We start from the raw sequence: 15242 nt of genomic DNA, 5'->3' as shown, positions 1-15242 counted from the left end.
TGGCGCACACCATGTCCAACAAGACTTTCGAGGAGCTCTTCACCGAGCTCCAGCACAAGGCCGCCCACGGCGACCCCGCCACCTCCCGCACCGCCGAACTGGTCGGGAAGGGGGTCCATGCCATCGGCAAGAAGGTCGTCGAAGAGGCCGCCGAGGTCTGGATGGCCGCCGAGTACGAGGGCAAGGAAGCCGCTGCCGAGGAGATCTCGCAGCTGCTCTACCACGTGCAGGTGATGATGGTCGCCCGCGGAATCTCGCTGGACGACGTCTACTCCCACCTGTAGAACCGTCTCCGACCCACCCCCTTCAATCCGAGCAAAGGAAGCCGACCTCATGCTGCGCATCGCCGTCCCCAACAAGGGTTCCCTCTCAGGACCTGCGGCGGACATGCTGCATGAGGCCGGCTACCGGCAGCGCCGGGAGTCCAAGGAACTGCGCACCGTCGACCCGGTCAACGACGTCGAGTTCTTCTACCTGCGGCCCCGGGACATCGCGATCTACGTCTCCTCCGGCCGCCTGGACATCGGCATCACCGGCCGTGACCTGCTGATCGACTCCGGCGCCCGCGCCGAGGAGATCCTGCCGCTCGGCTTCGCCCGGTCCACCTTCCGCTTCGCCTCCAAGCCCGGCGCGGCCGAGAGCCTGGCCGACCTCGCGGGCAAGACGGTCGCCACCTCCTACGAGGGCATCGTCGCCAAGCACCTCGCCGACAGCGGCGTCGACGCGTCCGTCGTCCACCTGGACGGCGCCGTCGAGACCGCCATCGAACTCGGTGTCGCCGAGGTCATCGCCGACGTCGTCGAGACCGGCACCTCGCTGCGCAACGCGGGCCTGGAGGTCTTCGGCGAGCCGATCATGACCTCCGAGGCGATCGTCGTCCGCCGGGCCGGCGCCGACGTCGAGGAGCCCAAGGTCCAGCAGTTCCTGCGCCGCCTCCAGGGCGTCCTGGTCGCGCGCACCTACGTGATGATGGACTACGACTGCCGGGTCGAGCAGCTGGAGAAGGCCGTCGCCCTCACCCCGGGCCTGGAGTCGCCGACCGTCTCCCCGCTGCACAACGAGGGCTGGGTCGCCGTCCGCGCCATGGTCCCCACCAAGGACGCGCAGCGGATCATGGACGATCTGTACGACATCGGCGCCCGCGCCATCCTGACCACGGCCATCCACGCCTGCCGCCTCTGAAACGCCCGCGAGAGATGTCCGACCTTCCTTCCCTTCCCGTCACCTTCCGGCCGGGCCACACGCGCGTGATCCTGCTCACCGCGGGTGCCGCCATGTTCGCCACCATCACCGCGGTCGCGCTGCTCCTCGAACAGCTCGGCCCGGGGGAGCAGCTCAGCTTCATCCTGACCGGCGCCCTGATCTTCTGGGTGCTGGCCCTGCTGGCCCGGGTGAAGGTGGTCGCCGACGAGTCCGGGGTCACCGTCGTCAACGTCGCCGGCAAGCGGCATCTGGAGTGGGCGGAGATCGTCCAGGTGAACCTCCGCCCGGGTGACCCGTGGGTCTTCCTGGACCTCACCGACGGCACCAGCCTGCCCGCGCTCGGCATCCAGCCGGGCGTCGCCCGGCAGCGTGCCATCGCCGACGCCAAGGCGCTGCGGGCCCTCGCCGAGGCCCACGCGAGCCACGGCCCCGAGCAGCACCAGGGCTGACATCACGCAACTTCGGGGCCGTCTCGGGGTCGTCCACCCTGCCCTTGTGGGCCCGGTCTTGATTAATCTGTTGGCGGAGGCTTTTCACGTCCCGCCTCCACCCCTGTCGCGCGCCACGCGCACAGGGGTTCCTGCTACCCGAGGAGTGACCCTCTCCGGCGATGGACGGATCGTCCTGTAGTACCTGCGCCGCCCCCTCCCGACATACCGCGGACCGCCCGTGCGAGATCCGCGAGGCTTCGGAGGCGGCGGCATCATGACCACCCCCCTGCTGCTCCTGGCAGCCGCGTTCCTCCTCATCCTCGCCAACGGTTTCTTCGTGGCCGCCGAGTTCGGCCTGGTGACCGTGGAGCGACCCGAGGCCGAGAAGGCCGCCGCCGACGGCGACAAGCGCGCCGGCACGGTCGTCGAGGCGCTGAAGGAACTGTCCTTCCAGCTCTCCGGCACCCAGCTGGGCATCACCATCACCTCCCTGGTCGTCGGCATGCTCGCCGAACCGGCGCTGGCCGCGCTGCTGCACGGCCCGTTCACCGCGCTCGGCCTTCCCGAGGGCGCGGTGTCCGGCATCTCCGTCGTCATCGGCATGCTGCTGGCCTCGGCCATCCAGATGGTGATCGGCGAACTCGTGCCGAAGAACTGGGCGGTCTCCAAGCCGCTCACGGTCGCGCGCTTCGTCGCCGGCCCGCAGGCCCGCTTCTCGCGCCTGTTCCGCCCGGTCATCGCCGCGCTGAACACGGTCGCCAACCGGCTCGTCCGGGCCCTCGGTGTCGAACCCGCCGAGGAGCTGGCCTCCGCCCGCACGCCGGGCGAGCTGGTCTCGCTGGCCCGGCACTCCGCGCAGGCCGGCGCGCTGGAGCAGGACACGGCCGACCTGTTCGTGCGCACCCTGTCCCTGGGCGAGCTGACCGCGCAGCACGTCATGACCCCGCGCGTGAAGGTCAGCGCGCTCCAGGACTCGGCGACCGCCGAGGACGTGGTCAACCTCACCCGGGCCACCGGCCTGTCCCGCTTCCCGGTCTACCGGGAGAAGATCGACGAGATCGTGGGCATGGCCCACCTCAAGGACGCGCTGGCCGTCTCGGTCCACGACCGGCTGCGCACCCCCGTCGGCCGCATCGCCCGCAAGGCGCTGCTGGTCCCGGAGACCCTTCCGGTGCAGCCGCTGCTCGCCCGGCTCCGCTCCGAGCAGCCCATCGCGGTCGTCGTCGACGAGTACGGCGGCACGGCCGGGGTGGTCACCCTGGAGGACATCGTCGAGGAACTCGTCGGCGAGGTCCGCGACGAGCACGACAGCCCGGACGCGCCGGAACTCGCGGCCGCCCCGCCCCAGGACGGCAGGCCCGCCTGGGACGTCGACGGCAGCGTCCGCGTCGACATCCTCCAGCGGATAGGCCTGGACGTGCCCGAGGGTCCGTACGAGACGGTCGCCGGCCTGGTCGCCGACCTCCTCGGCCGGATCCCCGCGCCCGGTGACCGGGCCGAGCTGCCCGGCTGGCGGCTCTCCGTCCGCCGGGTCGGCCACTACCGTGCCGAGCGGGTCCGCCTGGTCCGCACCGCCCCCGCCGTCGCGGAGGCCGTCCGATGAGCGTCCTCCAACTGGTCCTCGCGGCCCTGCTGGTCCTCGCCAACGGCTTCTTCGTGGGCGCCGAGTTCGCGCTGGTCTCGGTCCGCCGCAGCCAGATCGAGCCGCTGGGCACGGCCAGGGCCCGCCAGGTGCTCTACGGCCTGGAGCGGCTGCCGCAGATGATGGCCGCCGCCCAGTTCGGCATCACCGTCTGCTCGCTGACGCTCGGCGCGGTCGCCGAGCCGACGGTGGCGCACCTGCTGGAACCGCTGTTCGAGGCGGTGCGGCTGCCGGAAGGCGTGATCCATCCGCTCGGTTACGTGATCGCGCTCGCCGGGGTCGTCTTCTTCCACCTGGTGATCGGCGAGATGGTGCCGAAGAACCTGGCGATGGCGGCGCCCGAGAAGGCCGCGCTGTGGCTGAGCCCCGGCCTGGTGGCCTTCGCCCGTGTCTGCCGGCCGATCACGGTGGCGCTGGGCGCCTGCGCCCAGGGCATCCTGAAGCTGTTCCGGGTGGAACCGAAGGACGAGGTCGAGGCCGTCGTCACCAGCGAGCAGCTCAACCGGCTCCTGGAGGACTCCGGCCAGGCGGGCCTTCTCGACCCGGAGGAACAGGAGCGCCTGGAGGACGCGCTGGAACTGGGCTCCCGCCCGGTGACGGACGTCCTGCTGCGGCGCGAGTCCCTGATCACGGTCCCGCCGTCGGTCACCCCGGGCCAGATCGTCGAGCTGACCGCGCGTACGGGGTACTCCCGTTTCCCGGTCGCCGCCGAGTCCGGCGCGTTCATGGGCTACGTGCACGTCAAGGACGTACTCGACCTGGAGGACTCGGACCGGGCGGTGCCGCAGCAGCTGTGGCGCCCGATGACGACCCTGCGGGCCGAGCTGCCCCTGGACGACGCGCTCACGGTCATGCGCCGGGCGGCGACGCACCTCGCGCAGGTGGCCGACGCCCAGGGCCGCGTGCTGGGGCTGGCGGCCCTGGAGGACGTGCTGGAGCTGCTGGTGGGTGAGGTCACGGACCCGGCGCACCGCGAGAAGCGGCCGGCCAGGCCGCCCGAGCCCCGGGCCAGCGGAGAGCCCGAAGAGGTGGCTGTCGGCTGATGTCCACGGGAGCCGCGGGACCGGTGCCGACCGGTCCCGCGGCTCTTTTTTCTGCTCCCAGGCCCCCGTTCTCCCGAATCCGCGTACGCCGCTATCCCGCGTTTGCAATTAATCGGCGCCTGCAACTAATGTGGGTGACGGTCGTGCAGCCCGGCACCGTCGCCGGACCCCGCCGTACCGCGCGCCGCTGACCGCGCGCCGACGCCGGGCAGCACGGACCATCGACTACGTACCCATGGACGATCGGCCGCCGCCCCGACCGGCGAGATCGACAAGGACAGGGAGAACATCGTGACCTCCATCCCCGACGTCACCCTCAACAACGGCGTCACCATGCCGCAGCTCGGCTTCGGTGTCTTCCAGGTCCCCGACGAGGAGACCACGGCCGCCGTCGCCGCAGCCCTGCGGGCCGGCTACCGCAGCATCGACACCGCCGCCGTCTACGGCAACGAACGCGGTGTGGGCCAGGCGCTCGCCGACTCCGGCATCGCCCGCGACGAGCTGTTCGTGACGACCAAGCTGTGGAACAGCGAGCAGGGCTACGACTCCACGCTCGCCGCCTTCGACGCCTCCCTGGACCGGCTCGGCCTGGACCACGTCGACCTGTACCTCATCCACTGGCCGACCCCGGCCCGTGACCTGTACCTCGACACCTGGCGCGCGCTGGAGAAGCTGTACGCCGACGGACGCACCCGTGCCATCGGCGTCTCCAACTTCCAGCCCGCCCACCTGGAGCGCCTGCTCGGCGCGGCCTCCGTGGTCCCCGCCGTGAACCAGATCGAGCTCCACCCGGGCCTCCAGCAGGCCGAGTTGCGCGACTTCCACGCCCGGCACGGCATCGTCACCGAGGCCTGGAGCCCGCTCGCCCAGGGCGCCGTCCTCAAGGACGACGCGGTCACCGCGATCGCCGCCGAGCACGGCAGGACCCCGGCCCAGGTCGTGCTGCGCTGGCACCTGCAGATCGGCAACGTGGTCATCCCCAAGTCGGTCACCGACGCCCGTATCCGGGAGAACGCCGACGTCTTCGGCTTCGAGCTCAGCCCGCAGGAGATCGACGCCCTCACCGCGCTCGACCGCGGCATGCGCACCGGCCCGGACCCCGACACCCTCAACTGACCCGCGACCGGGGCCGGCGGCCCACCGGCGACCAGCCCCCGCTTCGCAACCCCCCACGCCGCACGACGGATCGAGGCACCCCCATGAGCATCCGCTCCTTCCTGCCGGGCCGCATCGGCTTCGGCACCGCACCGCTCGGCAACATGTTCCGCGCCATCCCCGACGAAGAGGCCGCCGCCACCGTGCAGGCCGCCTGGGACCAGGGCGTCCGCTACTTCGACACCGCACCCCTGTACGGAGCGGGCCTGGCGGAGCTGCGGCTCGGCGAGGTCCTGGCCGGCAAGCCGCGCGACGAATACGTCCTGTCCACCAAGGTCGGGCGGATCGTCCTCGACGAGGTCGAGGACCCGGCGGCTCGCGAACTCGGCGAGAAGGGCGCCCTGTTCGAGCACGGCCGCCCCAACAAGATGGTCAACGACTACAGCGCCGACGCGACGCTGCGCTCCGTCGAGGACAGCCTGAAGCGCCTCGGCACGGACCGCATCGACATCGTCTGGGTGCACGACATCGCCCAGGACTTCTACGGCGACGAGTGGGTCGGCGTGTACGAGAGCGCCCGTACCGGCGCGTTCCGCGCCCTGACCCGGCTGCGCGAGGAAGGCGTCATCAAGGCCTGGGGCATCGGCGTCAACAAGGTCGAGCCGCTGGAGATGACGCTGGACCTGGAGGAGCCGCGCCCCGACGCGTTCCTGCTGGCCGGCCGGTACACGCTGCTCGACCACGCCCGCGCCCTCCAGCGCCTGCTGCCCGCCGCGGCCGAGCAGGGCGTCGACATCGTCGTCGGCGGCCCCTACAGCTCCGGCATCCTCGCCGGCGGCAGCCACTTCGAGTACGCCGAGGCGCCCGCGCACATCGTCGACAAGGTCGGCACGATCAAGGCGCTCGCCCAGCAGCACGGCATCGGCATCAAGTCCGCCGCCCTCCAGTTCGCGCTGGCCCACCCGGCCGTCGCCGCGGCCATCCCCGGCGCGACCCGGCCCAGCCGCATTGCCGAGGACCTCGCCGCGCTCGTCGAGCCCGTTCCGTACGCCTTCTGGAAGGCGCTGCGCGAGCAGAAGATCATCGCGCACGACGCGCCGGTGCCGCTCGGGGAGGCCGCGTGACCGCCGCCGCCCGCGCCACCCTCGACGTGCGGCGCCCCGCCGACCAGGTCTGGCAGCTCATCGGCGGGTTCGACGCACTGCCCGACTGGCTGCCGTACATCACCCGGAGCCTGCCGGGCGAGGGCGGCCGGCTGCGCACCCTGACCAACGCCGAGGGCGAGGTCATCGTCGAACGCCTCGAAGCCTTCGACGCGTCGGCCCGCAGCTACACCTACTCGATCGAGCGGGCGCCCTTCCCCGTCACGGGCTACCGCTCCACGCTCCAGGTCGTCGACCGCGGCGACGGCGGATGCCGGGTGGAGTGGTCGGGCACGTTCACCGCGGACGGCGTCACCGACGCCGAGGCGACCGCCCTCTTCGACGGCATCTACCGGGACGGCCTGGCCGCCCTGGAGGAGACGCTCGCCGGCTGACCGGGGGAGCGGGCCGGGGCCACGGTGGTCCCGGCCCGCTCCTACATCCCGGCCGGATCCTGCGGTGCCCGCCCCGACAGCACCTCTCCGTACGCCTGCATCAGGTCGGGCAGCCGTAACGTCGCCAGGTCGTCCCGCGTCAGCGCGCCGGGATACACCGACAGCCGCAGGTCCCGGTAGGCGCAGCTCTTCTCGTACAGCGTCCGCAGGAACCGCCCGTTGCCCAGCTCGTCGATCCACCCCTGCTCGACCACGTGCCCGGCGATCGACCGCAGCTCCTCCAGCGCCTCCTCGTCCCACGCGTCCCCGTTCTCCCCGGCCAGCACCTCGCCGATCGAGGTCAGCTCCAGCGGCCGGTAGGAGGGAAAGTCCACGCGGCTCGTGAAGCGGGAGGAGAGCCCGGGGTTGGCGGCCAGCAGCCGGTCCATGCCCTCCGGGTAGCCGGCCAGGATCACCACCAGGTGGTCGCGGTTGTCCTCGGCCCGCTTCAGCAGCACCTGGAGCGCCTCGTCGCCGTACGCGTCGCCCTTGCCGTAGCCGGAGTTGGACAGGGAGTACGCCTCGTCGACGAAGAGCACCCCGCCGATCGCGGAGTCGATCAGTTCGTTCGCCTTCACGGCGGTCTGGCCGAGGTACTCGCCGACCAGATCGGCCCGCTGGGCCTCCACCAGGTGGTCTCCGCCCAGCAGGCCCAGTGCGTAGAACACCCGCCCGAGGATCCGCGCGACCGTCGTCTTCCCGGTGCCCGAGGGGCCGGAGAAGACGAAGTGGCGCTTGGGCGGCTGCACCGGCAGCCCCTGCCCGGCCCGCAGCCGGGCCATGTTCAGCTGCGCGGACAACGCCTTGACCTGGCGCTTCACCGGTTCGAGGCCGACCATGCGCTCCAGTTCGGCGAGCGCCTCCTCCAGCAGCGCGGGATCGGTCGGCCCGGCCGGCAGCGGAGGCGAGGCCACGGCCTTCTCGCGCACCGCCGGATCGACCACCGACGGCATCGCGCCGGCCGGCGGCTCCGCCTCGCCGAAACGCAGGTCCCGGCCCTCGGCGCCGAACAGCGGGTCGAGCAGGTCGGGGCCGTCCACGACGTCCTGCCCGGCGCCGGTGAGCGTGATCGCCGCGAAGTCGGCGCTGTCGTCGTACCCGTCGCCCTCGGCGATCGCGGCCAGCCGCGCCGAGGTGTCCATGAACGCGGGATCCACCCGGTGGACGGCCCGGTACAGGGGGAGCGCGGCGGCGCTGCGGCCGGTGCCCTCGTGCGCCCGGGCCAGCCAGTAGCGCAGCTCCTTGCGCTGGGGCTGCTCGCTGCGGCAGCGCATCAGGGCCGCCGAGAGCAGCGGTTCGGCCTGGCCGTACATCTCCAGGCGCACCCGTGCCATGCCGCCGAAGAGTCCGGCCTCGATGCCGAGCATCGGATCGTCGAGCAGCGGGTCGGTGTGCCGCACCAGCTGCTCCCAGTCCTTGACCAGGTAGGCCCGGCAGGCGTGCAGGAAGCGCACCTGCGGGTCGGCGTCCACCGGCGGCAGCCCGGCGAGGGCCCGGTCCAGCTCCGGGACGTGCCGGCCGTCCAGCCAGTGGGAGGCGTGGGCGAGCAGCAGATCGCGCGGGTTCTCCAGCACCGGCTGCACCCACCAGCCGAGCCAGTACCAGGAGTTGAGCGCGCGGCGGTGCCGGGCGCGCTGATCGCCGAAGCGGTCCCGGTGCCGGAACATCCTGAGCAGCGCGGTCGTCGTGTCGACGCGCAGCGCGTGCAGCCCGAGCCAGGCGTCCGCCATCCCGGGATCCATCCGAACCGCGGCGCGGAACTCCTCCTCCGCCTGCGGATAGGCGCCCATCGTGTAGGCGTCCACGCCTCGCAGCCAGGCGAGGTCGGCCGGGGCCTCGGGGCCCTGCGTGCCGAAATCCATCACGTCCCCCACAAACCGTGCCCGTGGTTGGCCCCGGGCTCCCCCCGATGGCCGCCGTTGGTCGAACCGCTGTGCCGCGGACCGGAGTTGCAGGTGCGCGAAGCAGCCGTCCGAAGGTCGCACCGAGGGCATCGTACCTGCGGTTCCACCGCCCGCCGAAGGGTGCCGCACAGGCCGTTTGCCGAGGTGGGAGCGGATCGGGCGGAGACCGGACAGTCACCGAGGGTGAGCATGGCGGCATGCCCGGCGGGCGCAAAAGGGGTAAAGGGCAGAACGAAGCCCCCGATCACGGGGGAACAACCGGGGGCTTCGCGTCTGTGGTGCGGCCTCCAGCGGCCGCTCAGTGAGAACGTAAGTCCTGTACGGCCCTTGGGTCAAGCCGAGTTGAGGGACTGAGGCAACTTCTTCCGGGCGCCTCTTCACACGTTCAGCACACTGCCGACGGTCCCTCACGGTGGGTGACCGTCTGGTCCGGTCCAACGCTGTGCACGGGCCCCGGAAGCACCTCGTACCCCGTCCGTGACTGCGTCACCAGGAGGTCGGAGTAGGGCCGGGACGGATCCTCGGCGAAGTGGGCGCGTTCCGCCGCGACCCACCCGGCCCAGAACTCCCGCTGTTCCGCGCCGTCCCGCAGCCTGCCCCGCGCCCAGGACTCCTCCCGCGGCACCTCCATCCACAGCAGCCGCGCCAGGAACGGGCGCAGCGCGCGCCGGCCGGCGCCGACGCCCTCGACGAGGATCACGGGGGAGGGCGGCAGCGGGCGGGGCGGGCCGAAGGCGCGGGCGCGCCAGTCGTAGGGCGCGTAGCGGGCGGTCTCACCGCGGCCGAGCGGCTCGATCACCTGGGCCAGCAGCCGGCCGGTCCAGGCGAACAGCTCGTCGTGGCTGGCGATGTCGTCGAGGTGGAGCACCGGCGCCCCGCCCAGCGCGGCGGCCAGCCGCGCGGCGAAGGTGGTCTTCCCGGAACCGGCGTGCCCGTCGACGGCGACGAGGCGTACCGGGCCGCAGGAGGGCGGCAGGCCCTGGAGCGCGGAGGCGAGGCGGTGGATGACGGGTCCCGAGGTGCGTCGAGGTGGGGTGTGGTGGGGTGTGGTGTCGCGTGCTGTGGGGTGTTTTCCGGAAACATTCTAGTAGTGCGGCGCATAGCGGGCGTTCCCGGCCCCCGGAGAAGTAGCGCCTTGAACTAATTTCGAGCCGTTCTCCAGCGGCGCCGTCAATATTTCCGGTCCGCTGACCGATATGTCGAAATCGGACGTTCCCGGTGCGGCCACCGCTGAGTAGTGTGCTTTCTGCGCGAGTACGGCGCGTCGAACGGGGACGGACAGGGGAAGATGGCCGCGGAGTTATTCGAAGGGCAGTACGTATGGCATCCGGCGGCCGATGACCGCTTGCTCGCGAGTGTTTGCGTGGACGTGCGGGCCGGGAGATATCGCAGCGCCCGCGAGGCCCTTGCCGAGACGCGCACCGACTTCGCGCTGCGCGCCCACCGCTCGCTGGTCCTGGCCTCCGAGGCGGCCGGCACCGATCTGGTCGAGCGCTGGCTGGCCGAGGAGCCCGGCCCCGAGTCCGCGCTGATGTGGGCGCGGGTGGCCGTGCAGCGGGCGATCCACGCGGCCGACGCCCGCGACGAGCGCGCCGAGGCGCTGGAGCGGATAGCCCTCGCCGCCTGCGACCGGGCCTCCTCCCTGAACCCCGCCGATCCCACGCCCTGGGCCGCGAAGCTCGCCATGGCCCGGCTGCACCGCCCGCACGACCGTGCCCCGAACGGCCTGCTGACCTCGCCGCCCGGCCCCTGGCGGCTGTTCGCGCACACCCTCGCCCTCGACCCCTGGCACCGCGAGGCCCACCACCGCTTCCTGTCCTTCTTCTTCACCCGCTACGGCGGCTCGGTCAACGCCGCCTGGGACGTCGCCGCCTTCCTCGCCCAGCGGGCCCCCGCCGACTCCGCGATCCGGCTGCTGCCGCTGGTCGCCCTGGTGGAGAGCCACAACCCGACCCAGCTGCTGGCCGAGCGGGTCTGGGAACAGCCGCAGTGGCGCGCCACCGCCCTGTCGATCTACCACAACTGGCTGCCCACGATGGCCGGATACCGCTTCACCCCGGTGCTCGACCTGGCCTATCTCGCGCACGCCCTGGTCATGGCCCAGCGCGAGTTCGAGGCCCGTGCGGTCTTCACGGCCATGGGGCGGTACGCCTCGCGCATGCCCTGGAGCGTGTTCGGCGAGCCGGCCGAGCAGCTCTCCCGGGCCCGCCGCGCCTGCGGTCTGCCCATCCCCTCGTAGCGCCACCCCCCACAGAGAGAAAGGCCGGTAGATGTCGGAGCGCACAGCGGACCCCGTCACGCTCGACGACGACGCGACCCTGCATGCGATGGGTTATCCGCGAAAACTCACCCGTCGATTCCAGGCGTTCGACAATTTTGCCATATCCTTCACCATCATCAATATTCTCTCCGGTATCTTCTCGTCCTTCGGATTCGGAATGAACGCGGGCGGCCCCCGTATTCTCGTGTTCGGCTGGATCGGCGTCTGCGTGATGGTGATGTGCATCGGCGCCGCGATGGCGGAAGTCGCCTCCGCGTATCCGACGAGCGGCGCGCTCTATTTCTCGGCCGGTAAACTCGCCAAACGCCACAAGGGCGCCTGGTCCTGGTACACGGGCTGGCTGAACTTCGTGGGCCAGATCGGCGGCACCGCGGCCACCGGGTACGCGGCGGCCACCTTCAGCCAGGCCTTCGTCGCCCTCCAGTGGTCCTCGTACACCCCCACGACCCACCAGACGGTCCTGATCACGGCTTTGATCATCGTGCTCCAAGGACTCGCCAACACCTACACCGTGCAGCTCGTCGCGGTGCTGAACCGGATTTCCGTGTGGTGGCTCCTGATCGGACTCGTGGTGATCGTGAGCACACTGATCGTGATGCCGGCCCATCACCAGTCGGCGTCCTTCGTGACGCATTTCGTGAACAACACCGGCTTCACCGACGGCCTTTACGGCGGCATGCTCGGCCTGCTGGTCACCAGCTGGACCTTCACCGGCTTCGACGGCAGCTTCCACATGTCCGAGGAAACGGTCCAGGCGACCGTGAACGCACCCCGCGGGATCATCCGCTCGATCGGCTATTCGGCGATCACCGGCCTCGTCCTGATGCTCGCCCTGGTGTACAGCATCGGCGACTACGACAAGGTGGCGAAGTCCTCCGCACCGCCCGTCCAGATTCTCATCGACGGACTCGGCATGGGCTGGGCCAAGGCCATGCTGCTCGTGGTCATCGGCGCCATGCTCTTCTGCGGCCTCGCCAACCTCACCAGCAACACCCGGCAGATCTTCGCCTTCTCCCGGGACGGCGCCATGCCCGGCTCCCGCCTGTGGCACTCGGTGTCGCCCCGCACCCGTACGCCCGTCAAGGCCGTCTGGCTCGCGGTGGCCTGTTCGCTGGCCCTGATCGTGCCGGGCTGGTGGTCGCACACGGCGTTCACCGCGATCGTCAGCGTCAACGTCGTCGGCCTGTTCCTCGCCTACGCCGTGCCGGTGTTCCTGCGGCTGCGGCTCGGCGACGAGTTCCGGCCGGGCCCGTGGAACCTGGGCCGCTGGAGCAGGCCGGTCGGCTGGCTGGCGGTGACCTGGATCCTGCTGAGCAGCATCCTGTTCATGCTGCCGCAGGCCTCGCCGATCACCGTCGACACCTTCAACTACGCGCCGATCGCCCTGGCCGTCGTCCTGATCGTGGCCACGGTCTGGTGGTTCGCCACCGCCCGCCGCCGCTTCCAGGGACCGGTCAGCTACGGCCGCCCCGACGAGGTCGCCGCTATGGACCTGATCTGACGACGACGAGGAGATCCCCGGCGCCGGGTGCCGGGGATCTTTCAGCGGACGAGACCAATATTGGTGGGCGTGGCATCGCCGAAAGTGCTGGCAGGGGCATGTCCCCTGCTTCATAGTTGGCGCACCGGACCAGCAGCGTCGCGCACCCCTGGGGGTCTCCCGCCCATGAGCAGAGCCGAACAGCCGTCCCGCAGAACCGTCCTGGCCGCCGCGGCCGCCGTCGCCGCGGCCGCCGTCGCCCAGGGAGTGATCCCGGCGGCCCCCGCGGCCGCGGCGCCGGAGACCGACTCCGAGGACCTCGCCCGCACCTTGACCCGTCCGGTGGACTACCACGCGTGGACCACCCACGGCGACTGGCGGAGCGGATCGGCCCAGGGCGTGCGTGCCGTCGCCGGGCGGCGCCCCGGCGTGGTGATCGCCACCGCCGCCGGCACCACCTCCTACACCGACCCGCACACCGGCACCACCGCCTCGTGGGAGTACGCCACCTGGACCGGCCCGGTGCACCGGCTCGCCGTGCCCGCCACCGAGGCCATCGCCTCCTGGAACGCCGACACCCCGGCCGGCACCTGGATCCAGGTCGAACTGCAGGGCACGTACTCCGACGGCACCCGGACGCCCTGGTACGTGATGGGCCGCTGGGCGGCGGGCGACGAGGACATCAAGCGGACCTCGGTGGACGGCCAGTCGGACGGCAGGAGCAGCGTCTGGACAGACACCTTCGCCATCGATGACGCCACCGGCGGCCTGCGCCTGGCCGCCTATCAGCTGCGCCTGACCCTCTACCGCAAGCCCGGCACCGAGCTCACCCCGACCGTCTGGCGGCTCGGCGCGATGGGCTCCGACATCCCGGACCGCTTCACCGTCCCGGCCTCCACGCCGGGGACGGCCCGGGAACTGACGGTGCCGCGCTACTCGCAGGAGATCCACAAGGGCCAGTACCCGCAGTACGACAACGGCGGCGAGGCCTGGTGCAGCCCCACCTCCTCGCAGATGATCATCGAGTACTGGGGCGGCCGGCTCACCCCGGCGCAACTGGCCTGGGTCGACCCGTCGTACGCCGACCCCCAGGTCTGCCACGCGGCCCGCTCCACCTACGACTACCAGTACGAGGGCTGCGGCAACTGGCCGTTCAACGCCGCCTACGCGTCGACCTACCGGGACCTCCAGGGCGTGATAACGCGTCTCGGCTCGCTCACCGACCTGGAGAAGCTGATCGCGGCCGGCATCCCGGCCATCACCTCCCAGTCGTTCCTGGAGAGCGAGCTGACCGGCGCCGGCTACGGCACCTCGGGTCACCTCATGACGGTGATCGGCTTCACCGCCGACGGCGACGTGATCGCCAACGACCCCTGCTCGGTGGACGACAACGCTGTCCGGCGGGTCTACCCGCGCCGGGAGTTCGAGAACATCTGGCTGCGGACCAAGCGGTACAACGCCTCCGGCAACGTCGCCTCGGGCACCGGGGGCGTCTGCTACCTGTACTTCCCGGCCTGCCCGAGCCCGAGCCAGGCCAGGGCGCTCGCGGCGGTGGGCGTGCGCTGACCGGCGGGACGCCGGCCCCGGACGGACCGGGGGCCGGCGTCCTGTGACCAAGCTCTCCGCCGCAAAAGCCGCAATCGGTGGCATGGTGGACGGCATGACCACGCACTCCGCCACCGCCGTCCGCGCCCGTACCGGCGGCCCCAGGGAAGACGGCCCGAAGGTCCTGGAACACGTCATGGGCTGGGCCCTCGTCGTGGTCGTCGCCATGCTGGTGACCCAACTCGGACTGCTGTGACCTGACCCGGCACCCGACCTGGCATACTGCGGATGTCCCGCGCAGCCTGCTGAGACCAGGGTCTGAGTTGAATATTAGTCAACAGCGCGCCGCCGCCCGTCCCCGGGCGCGAGGCACCGAGCGCTCCGTGGCCCGTCGCGCCGAACTGATCTCCATCGGCCGGAAGTTGTTCGCCGACACCTCGTACGACGCGCTCTCCATGGACGACATCGCCCGGCAGGCGCATGTCGCCAAAGGGCTGATCTACTACTACTTCCAGTCCAAGCGCGGTTACTACCTGGCGATCATCCAGGACTCGGTCGCGGACCTGGTCACCTACGCCGCGAGCGGCCTCGAACTGCCCCAGGTGGACCGGGTCCACCGGACCATCGACAGCTACCTGCGCTACGCCGAGTTCCACCAGGCCGCGTACCGCACGATCGTCAGCGGCGGCGTCGGCTTCGACGCCGAGGTGCACTCCATCCGGGACGGGGTGCGCGAGGCGATGGTCGGGACCATCGCCGAAGGCGCCTACGGCCGCAGCGACATCGGCCCGCTCGCCAGGATGGGCCTGCTCGCCTGGCTGTGCAGCGTGGAGGGCGCGACCCTCAACTGGATCGACAACCCCGAACTCTCCCGCGACACCATGTGCGAGCTGCTGGTCAAGACGCTCGGCGGCACCATGCGCGCCATCGAGGAGCTGGACCCCGCCTACCGCGCCCCGGCCCCGGCCCGCCGGGACACCTGACGGACGCACAAGGGGCGGAGGTCTCGTGGAACCCCCGCCCCGAGCCCCCGTGACCGGGG

The 15242-nt window shown here is 71.4% G+C and carries 15 protein-coding genes; 13 read left to right on the top strand and 2 right to left on the bottom strand.

Going from position 1 to position 15242, the window contains the following annotated elements; all coding sequences use genetic code 11:
- The first annotated feature begins 11 nt into the window (after nucleotides 1-11).
- The 8 genes from ACIQOE_RS29855 (at nucleotide 12) to ACIQOE_RS29820 (ending at nucleotide 6951) form a co-directional block, all read left to right on the top strand.
- The gene (locus ACIQOE_RS29855) at nucleotides 12-284 is read left to right on the top strand and encodes a phosphoribosyl-ATP diphosphatase (RefSeq protein ID WP_351320031.1); all 273 of its coding nucleotides are present in this window, start codon (nucleotides 12-14) and stop codon (nucleotides 282-284) included.
- A gap of 49 nt (nucleotides 285-333) precedes the next feature.
- Complete coding sequence (hisG, locus tag ACIQOE_RS29850) at nucleotides 334-1182, top strand: ATP phosphoribosyltransferase (protein WP_351320029.1); 849 nt, start codon at nucleotides 334-336, stop codon at nucleotides 1180-1182.
- A 14-nt stretch (nucleotides 1183-1196) separates the two neighbouring features.
- A complete protein-coding gene (locus tag ACIQOE_RS29845) occupies nucleotides 1197-1652 on the top strand; it encodes a PH domain-containing protein (protein WP_401414796.1) in 456 nt (151 codons plus the stop codon).
- Between the two features lie 256 nt (nucleotides 1653-1908).
- Entirely contained in the window at nucleotides 1909-3237 is a 1329-nt protein-coding gene (locus tag ACIQOE_RS29840) for a hemolysin family protein (RefSeq protein WP_351320025.1), read from the top strand.
- On the top strand, nucleotides 3234-4319 hold the full coding sequence (locus tag ACIQOE_RS29835; protein ID WP_351320023.1) for a hemolysin family protein: 1086 nt from the start codon (nucleotides 3234-3236) through the stop codon (nucleotides 4317-4319). The genes ACIQOE_RS29840 and ACIQOE_RS29835 overlap by 4 nt, the downstream gene beginning before the upstream one ends.
- Nucleotides 4320-4652: 333 nt before the next feature.
- Complete coding sequence (locus ACIQOE_RS29830) at nucleotides 4653-5435, top strand: aldo/keto reductase (RefSeq protein ID WP_401415076.1); 783 nt, start codon at nucleotides 4653-4655, stop codon at nucleotides 5433-5435.
- An 83-nt stretch (nucleotides 5436-5518) separates the two neighbouring features.
- Nucleotides 5519-6538 carry an aldo/keto reductase gene (locus ACIQOE_RS29825; RefSeq protein ID WP_401414793.1) on the top strand — a complete coding sequence of 340 codons (1020 nt, stop codon included), beginning with the start codon at nucleotides 5519-5521 and terminating at the stop codon, nucleotides 6536-6538.
- Nucleotides 6535-6951, top strand: a complete 417-nt coding sequence (locus ACIQOE_RS29820; RefSeq protein ID WP_351320017.1) for an SRPBCC family protein — start codon at nucleotides 6535-6537, stop codon at nucleotides 6949-6951. Before ACIQOE_RS29825 ends, ACIQOE_RS29820 begins: the two co-directional genes overlap by 4 nt.
- 41 nt (nucleotides 6952-6992) lie before the next feature.
- On the opposite strand, the gene ACIQOE_RS29815 is transcribed toward ACIQOE_RS29820, so the two are convergent.
- Entirely contained in the window at nucleotides 6993-8852 is a 1860-nt protein-coding gene (locus ACIQOE_RS29815) for an AAA family ATPase (RefSeq protein ID WP_351320015.1), read from the bottom strand.
- A 427-nt stretch (nucleotides 8853-9279) separates the two neighbouring features.
- Nucleotides 9280-9900: a uridine kinase gene (locus tag ACIQOE_RS29810; protein WP_401415074.1), complete on the bottom strand. Its 621-nt coding sequence runs from the start codon at nucleotides 9898-9900 to the stop codon at nucleotides 9280-9282.
- Between the two features lie 282 nt (nucleotides 9901-10182).
- Here ACIQOE_RS29810 and ACIQOE_RS29805 point away from each other — a divergent pair, with 282 nt between their 5' ends.
- The 5 genes from ACIQOE_RS29805 to ACIQOE_RS29785 all read left to right on the top strand — a co-directional run bounded on the left by ACIQOE_RS29805 (nucleotide 10183) and on the right by ACIQOE_RS29785 (nucleotide 15183).
- The gene (locus ACIQOE_RS29805) at nucleotides 10183-11133 is read left to right on the top strand and encodes a hypothetical protein (RefSeq protein WP_351320013.1); all 951 of its coding nucleotides are present in this window, start codon (nucleotides 10183-10185) and stop codon (nucleotides 11131-11133) included.
- A gap of 31 nt (nucleotides 11134-11164) precedes the next feature.
- On the top strand, nucleotides 11165-12676 hold the full coding sequence (locus tag ACIQOE_RS29800; protein WP_401414790.1) for an amino acid permease: 1512 nt from the start codon (nucleotides 11165-11167) through the stop codon (nucleotides 12674-12676).
- 165 nt (nucleotides 12677-12841) lie between these two features.
- Nucleotides 12842-14221, top strand: coding sequence for a peptidase C39 family protein (locus ACIQOE_RS29795; protein ID WP_401414788.1), 1380 nt, complete (start codon nucleotides 12842-12844; stop codon nucleotides 14219-14221).
- 94 nt (nucleotides 14222-14315) lie between these two features.
- Nucleotides 14316-14456 (top strand): SCO1431 family membrane protein, encoded by a 141-nt coding sequence (locus ACIQOE_RS29790; protein ID WP_365558294.1) that lies wholly within the window; start codon nucleotides 14316-14318, stop codon nucleotides 14454-14456.
- Nucleotides 14457-14523: 67 nt separating this feature from the next.
- Entirely contained in the window at nucleotides 14524-15183 is a 660-nt protein-coding gene (locus ACIQOE_RS29785) for a TetR/AcrR family transcriptional regulator (RefSeq protein WP_365558297.1), read from the top strand.
- Nucleotides 15184-15242: the final 59 nt, after the last annotated feature.

The sequence above is a fragment of the Streptomyces sp. NPDC091282 genome, from assembly GCF_044757385.1.
Taxonomy (GTDB): domain Bacteria; phylum Actinomycetota; class Actinomycetes; order Streptomycetales; family Streptomycetaceae; genus Streptomyces; species Streptomyces gramineus.
This window is presented reverse-complemented; position numbering and strand designations above follow the sequence as displayed.